This is a genomic window from Streptomyces sp. UNOC14_S4 (genome assembly GCF_020740835.1).
Taxonomy (GTDB): domain Bacteria; phylum Actinomycetota; class Actinomycetes; order Streptomycetales; family Streptomycetaceae; genus Streptomyces.
On the sequence record NZ_JAINFC010000173.1, the window covers coordinates 1 to 14044 of the forward strand.

A 14044-nucleotide genomic window follows, 5' to 3' on the forward strand; every position below is an offset into this window, starting at 1 on the left:
GGGGAGGGCTGCGGGGCCGAGGCCGAGACGGAGACGGAGGGGCTCGCGGAGGCGTTCGGGATCTTCGCGGCCGTGGCCAGGCGCGCGTAGAGCTCCTGCGCCCGCTCCTCGTCGCTCACGCCCGGCTGGTACGACACCACGCGCTCGAAGTCGACCGACAGGTGCCGGGTGCCCTCCGGCGTCTCCAGCTTCCAGCGGCAGCCGACGCGGCGGTCGGTGTCGTAGGTGATGGCGGCCTGGCCCTTGTAGAGCTTCTGCAGCTCGGGGTCGGAGGCGTCGTCGTCGCCCGTGGGCAGCATGTGGCGCAGGGTGTCCCGGTTCACATAGCCGCAGGGCTCGGGGAGCGAGCGGTACTTCCCGGGCTCGCCGACGGGGGCCGTGGCCCCGGCGCGGCCGGGCTTGGCGTCGTTGCCGCCGCCGTGGCCGCCCGAGGAGCCGCCGCAGGCGGCGAGGCCCGCGGCCAGCAGGGCCGCAGCCAGTGCGGCGGCCGGTGCGTACGCCCTTCGCTGCACGGTCCGTGGCTCCCTTCGCCTTGCGGCCGTCGCCTGGCGGCCGGGGTCCTCGTACGGGTGCCCGGGCCGGTGCCCGCGCCTGCCCCGCACGAAAACGGGTTGCCGCCCGAAAGGCGGCGGCTGGACAGTATGTCTACCGCACGGACTGCCAGCTCTGCCGGTTCCCTGTCGTGAATCGTGAGATTTGTCCGGCTTTTGCGTTATGTTGCTTTTGTAGGGGGATGAGAAAAACCATGGCGTACACCGAGGTACCCGGCGCCCGGGTGCCGATCCGCATGTGGGCCGACCCGGCCACGGTCGAGGACGTCGCGATGCAGCAGCTCCGCAACGTCTCCACCCTCCCGTGGATCGAGGGGCTCGCCGTCATGCCGGACGTCCACTTCGGCAAGGGCGCCACCGTGGGCTCGGTGATCGCGATGCGGGGCGCGGTGTGCCCGGCGGCGGTCGGCGTGGACATCGGCTGCGGCATGTCCGCGGTGAAGACCTCGCTGACGGCCAACGACCTGCCCGGCGATCTGTCCCGGCTGCGCTCGAAGATCGAGGAGGCCATTCCCGTCGGCTTCTCGATGCACGACGACCCGGTGGACCCGCGCCGCCTGCACGGGCTGCCGACGGCGGGCTGGGACGACTTCTGGGGGCGGTTCGACGGGGTCGCGGAGGCGGTCAAGTTCCGTGAGGGGCGGGCGCTGCGGCAGATGGGAACGCTTGGAAGCGGCAACCATTTCGTTGAGTTTTGTCTAGATATGTCCGGTTCGGTGTGGCTCATGCTGCACTCCGGCTCCCGGAACATCGGCAAGGAGCTGGCCGAGTACCACATCGGCCAGGCGCAGAAGCTCTCGCACAACCAGAACCTGGTCGACCGCGACCTGGCCGTCTTCCTCGCCGGCACCCCGCAGATGGCGGCCTACCGGCACGACCTGTTCTGGGCGCAGGAGTACGCGCGGCACAACCGCGAGATCATGATGGCGCTCTTCAAGGACGTGGTTCGCAAGGAGTTCAAGAACGCCAAGGTGACCTTTGACCCCGTGATCTCCTGCCACCACAACTACGTGGCCGAGGAGACGTACGAGGGCGTCGACCTGCTCGTCACCCGCAAGGGCGCGATCCGTGCGGGCGGCGGCGAGTACGGCATCATCCCGGGCTCGATGGGCACCGGCTCGTACATCGTCCGCGGCCTGGGCAACGCGGCGTCCTTCAACTCCGCCTCGCATGGCGCCGGCCGCCGCATGAGCCGCAACAAGGCGAAGAAGCTCTTCTCCGAGCGGGACCTGGCGGAGCAGACGCGGGGCGTGGAGTGCCGCAAGGACCGCGGCGTGGTCGACGAGATCCCGGCCGCCTACAAGCCCATCGAGCAGGTCATGGAACAGCAGCGGGACCTCGTCGAGGTGGTCGCCAAGCTCAAGCAGGTCGTCTGTGTGAAGGGCTGAGTCCGGGGCTTCGCGCTTCATGAGGGCCGTACGGCGGTACGGTTGCGATGGCGGCAAAGTTTAAGAGCTTTAAGTGGTGCTGTACCACGAGGAGTTGGCGGGCTGTGGCGACCTCGAAGAACGTAAACCTGGAGCGGCTGTACCGCGAGACGGGCTGGTCGTTGCGCCAGTTCGCGCAGGAGGTCAACCGCCTGGGGACAGAGCGCGGGACCCCGCTGAAGTACCGGGAGCCGTCGGTCCACCAGTGGCTCAACGGGCACATGCCCAAGGAGCCCGTCCGGCCCCTGGTGCTCGAAGCTCTCTCGCGGCGTCTGGGGCGGCCGGTCACCCCGGCCCAGGCGGGGTTCCCGGCCCCTGCCCCTGACGGTACGGGCGCCGGGCCCAGCACGGTCGACAACGTCCTCGACCTGAGCTCGCAGGACATGGATCCCTCACGGCGCGCCGTCCTGGGCGCGGGCATGTACTCGGCGGCGCTGGCCGTCCCCCGCTTCTCGGACCTGGCCGGACGGGTGGGCGAGGAGGCGAAGCCCGGCCGTACGGTTCGCATCGGTCCCAGTGACGTCGCCGCGGTCCGCATGATGACGGAAAAAATCGCCGACATCCTCGATGAATTGGGTGGAGGGCACGCGCGTCCCATGGCCGCCGCGTTCCTCGTGAACACGGTGACTCCGTACCTCCGGGCGACCGCCACCGAGAAGGTGCGCAAGGACATGCTTTCCGCTGCCTCGGATCTCGTCTATCTGACCGGGTGGATGGCCATGTACGAGCGGGCACACGGTCTCGGCCAGCGCTACTACACGGAGGCGCTGAAACTGGCGGGCGAGGCGGAGGACCACATCACGTACTGCCGCACCTTGCGGGGCATGAGCCTGCAGGCGTCGAATCTCGGTCATGGGACGAGGGCCTTGCACCTGGCGGACTCGGCCGCCGAGGCGTCCCCGAAGGCGGGCCCTCGGCTACGGGCCTTCCTGGCAGGTCAGCAGGCTCATGCCGCGGCGATGACCGGCGACCGCACCACGGCCCTCGCCAGGCTCCGCGAAACCGAGTCCGCTCTGTCGAAGGCCGATTCCCGGCGGGATGCCGTCGGAGGTTACGACACCAGCGCCTATTACTTCCACGTGTCTCATGTGCTCTACGAGAACAAGGACCTTCCCGGCTCGATCCACGCCATGCGGGAATCACTCAAGGCCCAGCCCCATCGGCAACGTCAGGGACGCGTGCATTCCAACGGCGTTCTGGCGCGGCGGCAATTCGAGCTGGGACACCTGGACGCCGCGTGTGCCACCTGGCACGAATTCCTGGACGACTACGCCGAGATTTCGACGGCGCGTGGTGACGAGCATTTCGCGGCGATGCGGCGCAGCATCGCGCCGTACCGCCGGGCCGGCGCCGTGCGCGACCTGGCCCAGCGGGCGCGGGATATCGCCCTGGCCAAGGGCGTCGGGCGGTAAGGACGCGGACGTCAGACGTCCTGCGGATACCAGCGCAGCTCGACCGTGTTGCCGTCCGGGTCCTTGACGTAGACCGACTCCGCGTCGCCGCGCGCGCCGAAGTTGGTGAACGGGCCGCGGATGTCGGGGAAGGTGCCCGCGTCGATCACCGTCTGCCAGTCCAGGGGCTCGACGACCAGGCAGATGTGGTCGACGTTGGACTCGCCGCGGTCGCGGTCGACCAAGTCGATGATGGTCGTGGGGGAGACGCGGACCGAGGGGAAGGGCACCTCGCCCCTGCGCCACTCGTCCACGCGGACGGGCGCGAGGCCGAGCGGGCCGCAGTAGAAGGCCAGGGACCGCTCGACGTCGGAGACGTTGAGGACGAGGTGGTCGAAGGCGGTGACGCGCATGGGTTCCCCCGGTTGTTCCGTGTGCCATGTTCCGTACGGGCCGCCCGGTGCCGGCGGCGGCCCGTACGGACGACGCTAGCGCGCCATGATCGTTCCCGCATCGGCCGCGGGGCCCGGGACCGTGGTCCCGGGCGGCCCGGCCGGGTCGGTCACAGCTCGCGGTGGACCTTGTAGTTGGACGCCTGCGCGCGGGGGCGGACGACCAGGAGGTCGATGTTGACGTGCGGCGGGCGGGTGACGGCCCAGGCGATCGTGTCGGCCACGTCCTCGGCGGTCAGCGGCGCGGCGACGCCCGCGTAGACCGCGGCGGCCTTCTCCTTGTCGCCGCGCAGGCGGGTGAGGGCGAACTCCTCGGTCCTCACCATGCCCGGGGCGATCTCGATGACGCGGACGGGCTCCCCGCACAGCTCCAGGCGCAGGGTCTCGGCCATCACGTGCGAGCCGTGCTTGGCCGCGACGTAGCCGCCGCCGCCCTCGTAGGTCGCGTGGCCCGCGGTGGAGGAGACGATCAGGATCGTCCCGCCGTCGGGGGCGGTGCGCAGGCGGGGGAGCAGGGCCTGGGTGACGTTGAGCGCGCCGAGCACATTGGTCTCGTACATCGTGCGCCAGTCGGCGACGTCGGCCTTCTCGACGGTCTCGGCGCCGAGGGCGCCGCCCGCGTTGTTGACCAGGACGTCGACGGTGGCGGTGTCGTCCAGCCAGACGGCGAAGGCCGTGACGGCGGCGGTGTCGGTGACGTCGAGCTCGTAGGCGACGGCCTCGTGCCCGGCCCCGGTCAGCTCCGCGGCCAGGGCCTCGATGCGGTCCTTGCGCCGGGCGGTGAGCACGACGCGGTACCCCTCGGCGGCCAGCCGCCGGGCGGTGGCTGCGCCGATGCCGCTGCTGGCGCCGGTGACGACGGCGGTGCGGGTGCTCATGGCGGTCCTCCTGGAACGTGGGTGGCTGGAACGTGGGTGCGGCTGATCGTTCGCAGGATATGCGGGGGCCTCGCCGCCGTCAGCGGCCGCGTGGTGCGTACATGATCACAGCGACTCCGGCGAGGCAGATCAGCGCGCCGGTGACGTCCCAGCGGTCGGGGCGGTAGCCGTCCAGGACCATGCCCCAGGCCAGCGAGCCCGCGACGAAGACCCCGCCGTAGGCGGCGAGGATGCGGCCGAACTCCGCGTCCGGCTGGAGCGTGGCGACGAAGCCGTACGCGCCGAGCGCGAGCACCCCGGCCCCGATCCAGGCCCAGCCGCGCTGCTCGCGGACGCCCTGCCAGACGAGCCAGGCCCCGCCGATCTCCAGCAGCGCGGCGAGGACGAACAGGGCGATCGAGCGGAAGGTCAGCATTCGGGCAGGTTACGTGGGATTGCCCCCCACAGCCGGGCCCACAGCCGGGCTTACGGCCAGACCAGGCAGTACGGCTGGTGCCTGGCCTCGTGCAGGCGGTGCGAGAAGTCCTGCCACTCGCGCAGCAGCCGGTAGACGGTGAAGGCGTCGCGCGGGCCGCCGCGGTCGGGCACGGTGGACCAGATGAACGCGGCGGCGCCCACCGATTCCTCGCCTATCGAGCGCAGCGGGTCGACCACGGTCATGGGCAGCTTGACCACGGCGTAGTCCGGGTGGAGGACGACCAGCTCCAGCGGCGGGACCTTGTGCAGGGGTATGCCCTCGATGCCGGTGAGGATCATGGCGGCCATGGTCTCCGGCTTGATGCTCGTGAACATGCCGCCCATGCCCAGCTCGTCGCCGCCGAGCTCCTCCGGGCGCATGCTGACGGGGACATTGGCGGCGATGGCGCTGTTGGGCGCACCGAAGTACTTGTACGTCACCCCCACGCGGCCACCACTCCTGCTTCCCGCGACGCCTTCGACGCGCTGCTCGACGCTTTCTTCCGCGCCTTCTTCCGCGCGCCGGCCCCTGTGGCGCCCCCTGCGGGATTCCCGGGCCTGCTCGGGCCCCAGGCCATCGGTGCCCTCGCCCAGTCCGCCACCGCGATGCATATCTCCACCCGACCGCTTTTTTACGCAGCACAGCCCCCGCCGCGCAACCCGATCATCGTCTCAGAGACCTCCCCCGTGAACAGCGTGTGAAACGCCCGAAGACGACTCCGCATCCGACTCTGAGACCATGGCTGGCGTGAGCTACCCATACGCGTATCAAGCCCCAGTCTCGCAGAAGCTGTTCGACCGAGCCGCGGTCGTCACTCCCGGTGGCGTGAACTCTCCCGTGCGTGCTTTCCGCGCCGTGGGTGGTACGCCCCGTTTCATGGTGTCCGGCACCGGTCCGTACCTGACGGACGCCGACGGCCGCCAGTACGTGGACCTGGTGTGTTCGTGGGGTCCGATGATCCTCGGGCACGCGCACCCGGAGGTCGTCGCGGCCGTGCAGGAGGCCGTCGCGCGCGGCACCTCCTTCGGTACGCCGGGTGAGGGCGAGGTGGCGCTCGCCGAGGAGATCGTGGCCCGGGTGGAGCCGGTGGAGCAGGTGCGCCTGGTGTCGTCCGGCACCGAGGCGACCATGTCGGCGATCCGGCTGGCGCGCGGCTTCACCGGCCGCGCCAAGGTGGTCAAGTTCGCGGGCTGCTACCACGGTCACGTGGACGCGCTGCTGGCCGCGGCCGGTTCGGGCGTGGCCACGTTCGGGCTGCCGGACACGCCGGGCGTGACGGGCGCGCAGGCGGGCGACACGATCGTGCTGCCGTACAACGACCTGGAGGCCGTGCGGGCGGCGTTCCGCGCGCACCCGGGCGAGATCGCCTGTGTGATCACGGAGGCCTCGCCGGGCAACATGGGCGTGGTGCCGCCGAAGCCGGGCTTCAACGCGGGGCTCAAGGCGGCGTGCGAGGAGAACGGCGCGCTGTTCATCTCGGACGAGGTGATGACGGGCTTCCGTACCAGCCGCGCGGGCTGGTACGGCGTGGACGGGGTGCGCCCGGACCTGATGACCTTCGGCAAGGTCATGGGCGGCGGCTTCCCGGCGGCGGCCTTCGGCGGCCGCGCGGACGTGATGGGGCACCTGGCCCCGGCGGGCCCGGTCTACCAGGCGGGCACGCTTTCCGGGAACCCGGTCGCCACGGCCGCGGGCCTCGCGCAGCTGCGGCTGCTGGACGACGCGGCGTACGACGTGGTGAACGCGGTCTCCGAGGAGATCAGCGGTCTGGTGACGGCGGCGCTCACCAAGGAGGGCGTGGCGCACCGGCTCCAGAAGGCGTCGAACATGTTCTCCGTGTTCTTCACCGAGCGCGAGGTGACGAACTACGAGGAGGCGAAGACGCAGGAGGCTTTCCGCTTCAACGCGTTCTTCCACTCGATGCTGGCGCAGGGCGTCTACCTGCCGCCGTCGGCGTTCGAGTCGTGGTTCGTCTCGACGACTCATGACAGTGCGGCGATCGAGCGCGTCGCCGCGGCGCTCCCGGCCGCGGCGCGGGCGGCGGCCGAGGCGACGGGATGATGGGTGCCATGACAAGCGACCAGACCGGCGGCCAGACCGGCGACCGGAGCGAGAAGTCCGGTGCGGACCGGGGCAGTGAGATCACTGTCGTCCACCTGATGCGCCACGGCGAGGTGCACAACCCCGAGGGCGTGCTCTACGGGCGCCGGGCGGGCTATCACCTGTCGGAGCTGGGGCGGCAGATGGCCGACCGGGTGGCCGAGCACCTGGCGGGGCGGGACATCACCCATGTGGTGGCCTCCCCGCTGGAGCGGGCCCAGGAGACGGCCCAGCCGATCGCCGCGGCGCACGGCCTGGAGCTGGCGACGGACGAGCGGCTGATCGAGGCGGAGAACGTCTTCGAGGGCAAGACCTTCGGCGTCGGCGACGGCGCGCTGAAGAAGCCGGCCAACTGGAAGTACCTGACGAATCCTTTCCGCCCGTCGTGGGGCGAGCCGTACATCGAGCAGGTCGTGCGGATGATGGCGGCGCTGGGCGCGGCGCGCGACGCCGCCCGCGGGCACGAGGCGGTGTGCGTCAGCCACCAGCTGCCGATCTGGGTGGTGCGCAGCTTCGCGGAGCGGCGGCGGCTCTGGCACGACCCGCGTAAACGTCAGTGCACGCTGGCGAGCCTGACGACGTTCACCTTCAGGGGGGACAAAATCGTCTCGGTCGGCTACAGCGAACCGGCCCGGGACCTGGTGCCGAAGCACCTGCTCGCGGGTGCCAAGCCGGTGAAGGGCGGGGCGAAGGCCTTCGGGGCCTGAATTCCGGCCTGGGAAAGCCCTGGGAAAGCCCTGGGAAAGCCCCGGACCGGCCCCGGATCGGCCCCGGAAAATCTCGGGTCGGCCCGGGGCCGACCCGGAACGACGCCGGAGCGTGAGGCTTTGCCGAGAGCTTCGCGACCGAATGGCTGAATGCCGGGAATGCCACCGGTCACCCCCGACAATGCCCGACCGCCGTACTCGGCGCGCCCTCTTCCGTGATGTCGTCTTATATGGACGGCAAGGCGTACGGAGTGGTGGCGAGTACGGACGGAGTTCGGCATGCGTGAGATCACTCGGCGAGGTCTCCTCGGCATGGGGGTGGGCGCGGGCGCGGCCGCGGCGCTGGGCGGTGTCGGCGGCTGCTCCCAGCCCCCGGGCTCCGAGCGGCACGCCCCGTCCGCCAAGGCGATCAAGGCGATAGAACGGGCGAAGGCCACCCCGATCGGCGACGGCTCCACGGCGGACGCCGGGCCGCAGCCGGAGCAGCCGCCGAAGCCCGAGCGGCTGGAGCCGGGGCAGCGGCCGCCGCAGTTCGTGATCTTCTCCTGGGACGGCGCGGGCGAGGTCGGCAACGGCCTCTTCCCCCGCTTCCGCAAGCTGGCCAGGGACCACGGCGCGAAGATGACGTTCTTCCTGTCCGGGATCTACTGCCTTCCCGAGTCGAAGAAGGAGCGCTACAAGCCGCCGAACAACCCGGCCGGCGCGTCCGACATCGGCTATCTCACCGACGAGCACATCAGGTCCACGCTGGAGAACGTGCGCGAGGCATGGCTGGAGGGCCATGAGGTCGGCACCCACTTCAACGGGCACTTCTGCTCCGGCTCCGGATCGGTCGCCCACTGGACGCCCGAGGACTGGGAGTCGGAGATCGAGCAGGCGGTCTCCTTCGTGACCGAGTGGCGGACGAACACCGGCTTCACGGACCTCGACCCGCTGCCCTTCGACTACCGCAAGGAACTCATCGGCAGCCGTACCCCGTGCCTGCTGGGGCAGGACAACCTGTTGCCGACGGCGCGGAAGCTGGGGTGGCGGTACGACGCGAGTTCGCCCGGCGGCACACAGGTGTGGCCCGATAAGAAGCACGGCATCTGGGACCTGCCGCTGCAGCAGATGCCCTTTCCCGGCCATTCGTTCGAAGTGCTGTCGATGGACTACAACATCCTCGCGAATCAGTCGCGCGCCACGACCCGCGGCCCTTCCGAGCACTACGACCGCTGGCGCCGCCAGGCCACCGAGTCCTATATCGCGGGATTCGACCGCGCGTACGAGACGAATCGCGCGCCCTTCTATGTGGGCAACCACTTCGAGGAGTGGAACGGCGGCATTTACATGGACGCCGTCGAGGAAGCGCTCAAATACATCTCCGACGAGCGCCACAAGGACGTGCGGCTGGTCTCGTTCCGGCAGTTCGTCGACTGGCTCGACGCCCAGGACCCGGCCGTGCTGAAGCGGCTGCGCCACTTCGACGTCGGCGAGAAGTGGAGCGCCAAGAGCGACTGACGGCGCCCGCCGCGGTGCCCCGAAGGCACCCGCGCCGCGCGGAGGGGGGTGCGGAAGATCCCTAAACGGACCATGCGAAACTTTTCACATGAGTGCCTGCCGCGCCCTTCGACGCCCCGAATCCCGCCGTCGTACCACCCTGCTGGCCGCCTGCACCGCCCTCGCGGCCCTCACCCTGACCGCCTGTGGCTCGGGTGACAACCCGAAGAGCGGTGGTCAGACCCAGTTCGTGCAGGGCACCGGCGGAGTCAGCGTCGTCAAGGACGCGAGCGCCCGCCAGGACGCGCCGGAGCTCTCCGGCAAGACCCTGGAGGGCAAGGAACTCGACGTCGCCCAGGAGTACAAGGGCAAGATCGTCGTCCTTAACGTCTGGGGCTCCTGGTGCGCCCCCTGCCGCGGCGAGGCCAAGAACCTCGTCACGGTCGCCAACGACTACAAGGACAAGGGCGTCCAGTTCGTCGGCATCAACACCCGCGACACCGACCCCGCCCCCGCGCTCCGCTTCGAGAAGGAATTCGAGGTCCCGTACCCGAGCCTCTACGACTCGGGCGGCCAGCTGCTGCTCCGCTTCCCCAAGGGCAGCCTCAGCCCGCAGGCGATCCCCTCGACCGTCTTCGTCGACAAGAACGGCAAGATCGCCGCGCGGGCGATGAAGGCGCTGACCGAGGACGAGCTGCGCAAGACACTCGACCCGCTCGTCGCGGAGAAGTGATCCGGTGACCGCCGTCACCACCCTCGCCGCCGTGGGGGACATGAACCAGACCGTGCTCACGGGCGCGCTGCTGCTCGCCCTGCCCGTCGCCGTGCTCGGCGGGCTGGTCTCCTTCTTCTCCCCCTGCGTGCTGCCCCTCGTGCCCGGCTACCTCTCCTACGTCACCGGCGTCAGCGGTACGGACATGGCGGAGGCCCGGCGCGGCCGGATGCTGGCGGGATCCTCGCTCTTCGTGCTCGGCTTCAGCGTGGTCTTCGTCTCCGGCGGCGCGCTGTTCGGCAACTTCGGCCAGGACCTCCAGGCCCACCAGGGCACGATCTCCAAGGTGCTCGGCGTGCTCACCATCCTGATGGGCCTCGCCTTCATGGGCTTCCTCTCCCGCTTCGGCCAGCGGGAGTTCCGCTTCCACCGCAGACCGACGATGGGGCTCGCGGGCGCGCCGCTGCTCGGCGCGATGTTCGGCGTCGGCTGGACGCCCTGCATCGGCCCGACCCTCGCCTCCGTCAACCTGCTGGCCATGAACCAGGCCAGCGCCGGCCGCGGCGCCCTGCTGATGTTCGCCTACTGTGTCGGCCTCGGCCTGCCGTTCATACTCGCCGCCCTCGCCTTCCGGCGCGCTCTCGGCGCGTTCGGCTGGGTCAAGCGGCACTATGCGTGGGTCATGCGGATCGGCGGCGCCATGCTCGTCACGGTCGGCGTGCTGCTGCTCACCGGAGCCTGGGACCACATGATCGGCATCATGCGCGACTGGTCCTCCTCCTTCGTCCCCGAGGTCTGATCGACATGTCCAAGACTGAGCCCACCCCTGCCACCGAGGACGCGGACATCGGCGCCGCCGGCTCACAGCTGTCCACGGCACCCGCCGAGGACACGGGCGTGGCGATGCCCGGCTCCTTCGGCGGTGTGCGCAAGCCCGGCGCGCTGGGGTGGCTGGCCTGGTCCGGCCGCGAGGCCCTCGGCTGGGTGCGCTGGATCTGGCGGCAGCTGACCTCCATGCGGGTCGCGCTGATCCTGCTCTTCCTGCTCTCGCTCGGGACGATCCCCGGCTCGCTCATCCCCCAGACGAGCGTCGATGCCGTGAAGGCGGAGAACTGGCGCAAGGCCCACGAGACGCTGGCCCCGGTCTACGACAAGCTCGGGCTGTTCCACGTCTACAGCTCGGTGTGGTTCTCCGCGATCTACATCCTGCTGTTCACCTCGCTGATCGGCTGCATCGTCCCGCGCACCTGGCAGTTCGTCGGCCAGCTCCGCGGCCGCCCGCCGGGCGCGCCCAAGCGGCTGGACCGGATGCCCGTCCACACCACCTGGCACACGGACGCCGAGCCCGAGCAGGTGCTCGCGGCCGCGCGCGGGCTGCTGCGGAAGCGGCGCTTCCGCGCGGACGCCACCGGGGACGCGGTGGCCGCCGAGAAGGGCTATCTGCGCGAGGCGGGCAACCTCGTCTTCCACATCGCGCTGATCGTGATGCTGGTGGCCTTCGCCTCCGGGCAGCTGTGGAAGTCCGAGGGCCAGAAGCTGATGGTGGAGGGCGACAAGTTCGCCAACACGCTCACGCAGTACGACGACTTCAAGTCGGGCTCGCTGTTCCGGGCCGACGACCTCAACCCCTTCAGCTTCTCGCTGGACAAGTTCGAGGGGACGTACGAGCGCACCGGCCCCCAGCGCGGCACGCCGCGTACGTACGAGGCCCAGGTCACGTACCGGGACGGCGCGGACGGCGAGCCCAAGAAGCGGACGATCAAGGTGAACGAGCCGCTGGAGACGGCGGACTCGAAGGTCTATCTGATCGGCCACGGCTACGCGCCGGTCGTCAGCGTCTACGACGGCCAGGGCAAGCTCGCCTACCGTGGCGCGGTGCCCTCGTTGCCGCTGGACGCCAACGTCACCGAGTCCACGGTCATCAAGGTGCCGGACACCCGGGACAAGGACGGCAACAGGACCCAGCTCGGCTTCAGGGGCCTCTTCGTGCCGACGCAGGTCCCTGAGATGCCCATGGTCTCGAAGTTCCCCGCGCTGGACAATCCGCGGCTGGTCCTCACCGCCTACCGCGGCTGGCTCGGCGTCGACTCCGGTACGCCGCAGAGTGTCTACCAGCTCGACACGTCCAAGATGCAGCAGTTCAAGGACAAGGACGGCAAGAGCCCGTTCGCGCAGAACCTCAAGGTCGGCGACACCATGACGCTGCCGGACGGTTCGGGCACCCTCAAGTTCGAGGGCATCAAGGCGTGGGCGACCTTCCAGGTCTCCCACCAGCCGGGCAACGGCATGGCGCTCGCCGGCGCGGTCGCCGCGCTCGTCGGCGTGGCGGGCTCGCTGTTCATCCAGCGCCGCCGCGTGTGGGTGCGGGCCGTGCGCGGCGCCGACGGGCGGACCGTCGTGGAGATGGCGGGCCTCGGCCGCAGCGAGTCCGCGAAACTGCCCGAGGAGATCGCCGACCTGGCGGCCGCGCTGACGAAGGACGCACCGCCCGTGGCCCCCAAGGAGCCCGTGGCCCCCGAGGAGCCTGTGGCCCCCGAGGAGCACAAGGAGTCCGGGGCTTCGGAGGAGCCCGCGACCCCCGCCGATTCCGCCGATTCCCAAGATTCCGCTGAACCGTCCGAAGGAGCGCGCGCGTGATGCCTCTCGCTGCCGCAGCCAACGAGAACTTGGCGCACATCAGCAATGTGCTGATCTATTCCGCCATGGCCGTCTACACCCTGGCCTTCCTCGCGCACATCGCGGAGTGGGTGTTCGGCAGCCGCAGCGCGGTCGGCCGCACCGCCGCCGCGATCACGGTGGAGGCCCGGCAGGCCGCGGCCGCCGCGGGCGGCACGGCCGCGGCGCAGGGCGGCGGCACGGCCGTCCTGGAGCGGCCCAAGGTCGTCACCCGCTCCGCCGTCGGCGACCGTGACATCCCGGACGGCCCCGGCGCGGCGGGCGGCAGCGAGAAGGGCGACGTCTACGGACGCAGCGCGATCTCGCTGACCGTCCTCGCGTTCCTGCTGCACGCGGGCGGGGTGGTCACCCGGGCGGCGTCCGTGGAGCGGGCGCCGTGGGGCAACATGTACGAGTTCTCCACGACCTTCGGCATGGCCGTCGTCGGTGTCTACCTGGTGCTGCTGGTCCTGAAGAAGAACGTGCGCTGGCTCGGCCTGCCGCTGACCACCACGATCCTGCTGGACCTGGGCCTGGCCGTGTCGGTGCTCTACACCGACAGCGACCAGCTCGTGCCCGCCCTGCACTCGTACTGGCTGTGGATCCACGTCTCCTGCGCGATCCTCTCCGGCGCGGCCCTGTGGGTCGGCGCGTGCTCCACGCTGATGTACCTCTTCCGGGACGGCTACGAGGCGCGCCTGGTGGCGGGGCGGACGGGCCCGGGCCTGGACCGCTACCTCGCGGAGCTGCCGCAGGACCGCAAGTGGGCCCGCTTCAAGGCGAAGCTCGCCAAGGGCACGGACAACCCGGTCTCCCGGCTTCCCGCCGCCGCCACGCTGGACAAGTTCGCGTACCGCATCAACGCGACCGTTTTCCCGCTGTGGACCTTCACCATCGTCGCGGGCGCCATCTGGGCCGAGGCCGCCTGGGGCCGCTACTGGGGCTGGGACCCCAAGGAGGTCTGGTCCTTCATCACCTGGGTCGCCTACGCCTGCTACCTCCACGCCCGCGCCACGGCCGGCTGGAAGGGCCGCAAGGCCGCCTACATCGCGCTGTTCGCGTTCGCGACGTACATCTTCAACTACTACGGCGTGAACATCTTCGTCACCGGCAAGCACTCGTACGCGGGGGTCTGATCCCTCAGGCGTACGGCGCAGGAAGGCCCGCGTCCCTCCGGGGACGCGGGCCTTTTTCGTCTTTCAACGGCGGGGGCGGTGGCCGGGCTCCTGCGGGGG

Annotated in this window: 13 protein-coding genes and 1 pseudogene; 9 read left to right on the forward strand and 5 right to left on the reverse strand. The window is 70.4% G+C overall.

Going from position 1 to position 14044, the window contains the following annotated elements; all coding sequences use genetic code 11:
* Positions 1–512 (reverse strand): annotated as a pseudogene (locus K6I34_RS17325) (hypothetical protein); the annotation flags it as partial.
* Positions 513–745: 233 nt separating this feature from the next.
* On the opposite strand from K6I34_RS17325, the gene K6I34_RS17330 reads away from it, so the two are divergent.
* Both K6I34_RS17330 and K6I34_RS17335 read left to right on the forward strand, forming a co-directional pair.
* Positions 746–1939, forward strand: coding sequence for an RtcB family protein (locus K6I34_RS17330; RefSeq protein WP_229327172.1), 1194 nt, complete (start codon positions 746–748; stop codon positions 1937–1939).
* A gap of 104 nt (positions 1940–2043) precedes the next feature.
* A complete protein-coding gene (locus tag K6I34_RS17335) occupies positions 2044–3390 on the forward strand; it encodes a hypothetical protein (protein WP_229327173.1) in 1347 nt (448 codons plus the stop codon).
* Between the two features lie 11 nt (positions 3391–3401).
* Here the strand turns inward: K6I34_RS17335 and K6I34_RS17340 are convergent, their stop codons facing one another.
* From K6I34_RS17340 to K6I34_RS17355, 4 genes are all read right to left on the reverse strand, one after another.
* The gene (locus K6I34_RS17340) at positions 3402–3782 is read right to left on the reverse strand and encodes a VOC family protein (RefSeq protein WP_229327174.1); all 381 of its coding nucleotides are present in this window, start codon (positions 3780–3782) and stop codon (positions 3402–3404) included.
* Positions 3783–3931: 149 nt separating this feature from the next.
* Positions 3932–4699 (reverse strand): SDR family oxidoreductase, encoded by a 768-nt coding sequence (locus tag K6I34_RS17345; RefSeq protein WP_229327175.1) that lies wholly within the window; start codon positions 4697–4699, stop codon positions 3932–3934.
* Positions 4700–4778: 79 nt separating this feature from the next.
* Positions 4779–5114 carry a YnfA family protein gene (locus tag K6I34_RS17350; protein ID WP_229327176.1) on the reverse strand — a complete coding sequence of 112 codons (336 nt, stop codon included), beginning with the start codon at positions 5112–5114 and terminating at the stop codon, positions 4779–4781.
* 50 nt (positions 5115–5164) lie between these two features.
* Entirely contained in the window at positions 5165–5767 is a 603-nt protein-coding gene (locus tag K6I34_RS17355) for a hypothetical protein (RefSeq protein ID WP_229327177.1), read from the reverse strand.
* 127 nt (positions 5768–5894) lie between these two features.
* On the opposite strand from K6I34_RS17355, the gene hemL reads away from it, so the two are divergent.
* From hemL to ccsB, 7 genes are all read left to right on the forward strand, one after another.
* Positions 5895–7217, forward strand: a complete 1323-nt coding sequence (gene hemL / locus K6I34_RS17360) for a glutamate-1-semialdehyde 2,1-aminomutase (protein WP_229327178.1) — start codon at positions 5895–5897, stop codon at positions 7215–7217.
* Between the two features lie 98 nt (positions 7218–7315).
* Positions 7316–7963: a histidine phosphatase family protein gene (locus K6I34_RS17365; RefSeq protein ID WP_229327182.1), complete on the forward strand. Its 648-nt coding sequence runs from the start codon at positions 7316–7318 to the stop codon at positions 7961–7963.
* A gap of 279 nt (positions 7964–8242) precedes the next feature.
* Positions 8243–9463 (forward strand): hypothetical protein, encoded by a 1221-nt coding sequence (locus tag K6I34_RS17370; protein ID WP_229327179.1) that lies wholly within the window; start codon positions 8243–8245, stop codon positions 9461–9463.
* Positions 9464–9551: 88 nt separating this feature from the next.
* Positions 9552–10175: a TlpA disulfide reductase family protein gene (locus tag K6I34_RS17375; RefSeq protein WP_229327180.1), complete on the forward strand. Its 624-nt coding sequence runs from the start codon at positions 9552–9554 to the stop codon at positions 10173–10175.
* Positions 10176–10215: 40 nt separating this feature from the next.
* On the forward strand, positions 10216–10953 hold the full coding sequence (locus tag K6I34_RS17380; RefSeq protein ID WP_229327183.1) for a cytochrome c biogenesis CcdA family protein: 738 nt from the start codon (positions 10216–10218) through the stop codon (positions 10951–10953).
* A 5-nt stretch (positions 10954–10958) separates the two neighbouring features.
* Positions 10959–12791 carry a cytochrome c biogenesis protein ResB gene (locus tag K6I34_RS17385; RefSeq protein ID WP_229327181.1) on the forward strand — a complete coding sequence of 611 codons (1833 nt, stop codon included), beginning with the start codon at positions 10959–10961 and terminating at the stop codon, positions 12789–12791.
* Positions 12791–13945, forward strand: coding sequence for a c-type cytochrome biogenesis protein CcsB (gene ccsB, locus K6I34_RS17390; RefSeq protein ID WP_229327184.1), 1155 nt, complete (start codon positions 12791–12793; stop codon positions 13943–13945). The genes K6I34_RS17385 and ccsB overlap by 1 nt, the downstream gene beginning before the upstream one ends.
* Positions 13946–14044: the final 99 nt, after the last annotated feature.

What these genes read in the sequence shown, in the direction of transcription:
- K6I34_RS17330 (WP_229327172.1), top strand. Translation starts at nt 746, where the DNA reads ATGGCGTACACCGAGGTACCCGGCGCCCGGGTGCCGATCCGCATGTGG.
- K6I34_RS17340 (WP_229327174.1), bottom strand. Translation starts at nt 3,782, where the DNA reads ATGCGCGTCACCGCCTTCGACCACCTCGTCCTCAACGTCTCCGACGTC.
- K6I34_RS17345 (WP_229327175.1), bottom strand. Translation starts at nt 4,699, where the DNA reads ATGAGCACCCGCACCGCCGTCGTCACCGGCGCCAGCAGCGGCATCGGC.
- K6I34_RS17350 (WP_229327176.1), bottom strand. Translation starts at nt 5,114, where the DNA reads ATGCTGACCTTCCGCTCGATCGCCCTGTTCGTCCTCGCCGCGCTGCTG.
- K6I34_RS17355 (WP_229327177.1), bottom strand. Translation starts at nt 5,767, where the DNA reads ATGCATCGCGGTGGCGGACTGGGCGAGGGCACCGATGGCCTGGGGCCC.
- hemL (WP_229327178.1), top strand. Translation starts at nt 5,895, where the DNA reads ATGGCTGGCGTGAGCTACCCATACGCGTATCAAGCCCCAGTCTCGCAG.
- K6I34_RS17365 (WP_229327182.1), top strand. Translation starts at nt 7,316, where the DNA reads ATGCGCCACGGCGAGGTGCACAACCCCGAGGGCGTGCTCTACGGGCGC.
- K6I34_RS17370 (WP_229327179.1), top strand. Translation starts at nt 8,243, where the DNA reads ATGCGTGAGATCACTCGGCGAGGTCTCCTCGGCATGGGGGTGGGCGCG.
- K6I34_RS17375 (WP_229327180.1), top strand. Translation starts at nt 9,552, where the DNA reads ATGAGTGCCTGCCGCGCCCTTCGACGCCCCGAATCCCGCCGTCGTACC.
- K6I34_RS17380 (WP_229327183.1), top strand. Translation starts at nt 10,216, where the DNA reads ATGAACCAGACCGTGCTCACGGGCGCGCTGCTGCTCGCCCTGCCCGTC.
- K6I34_RS17385 (WP_229327181.1), top strand. Translation starts at nt 10,959, where the DNA reads ATGTCCAAGACTGAGCCCACCCCTGCCACCGAGGACGCGGACATCGGC.
- ccsB (WP_229327184.1), top strand. Translation starts at nt 12,791, where the DNA reads ATGCCTCTCGCTGCCGCAGCCAACGAGAACTTGGCGCACATCAGCAAT.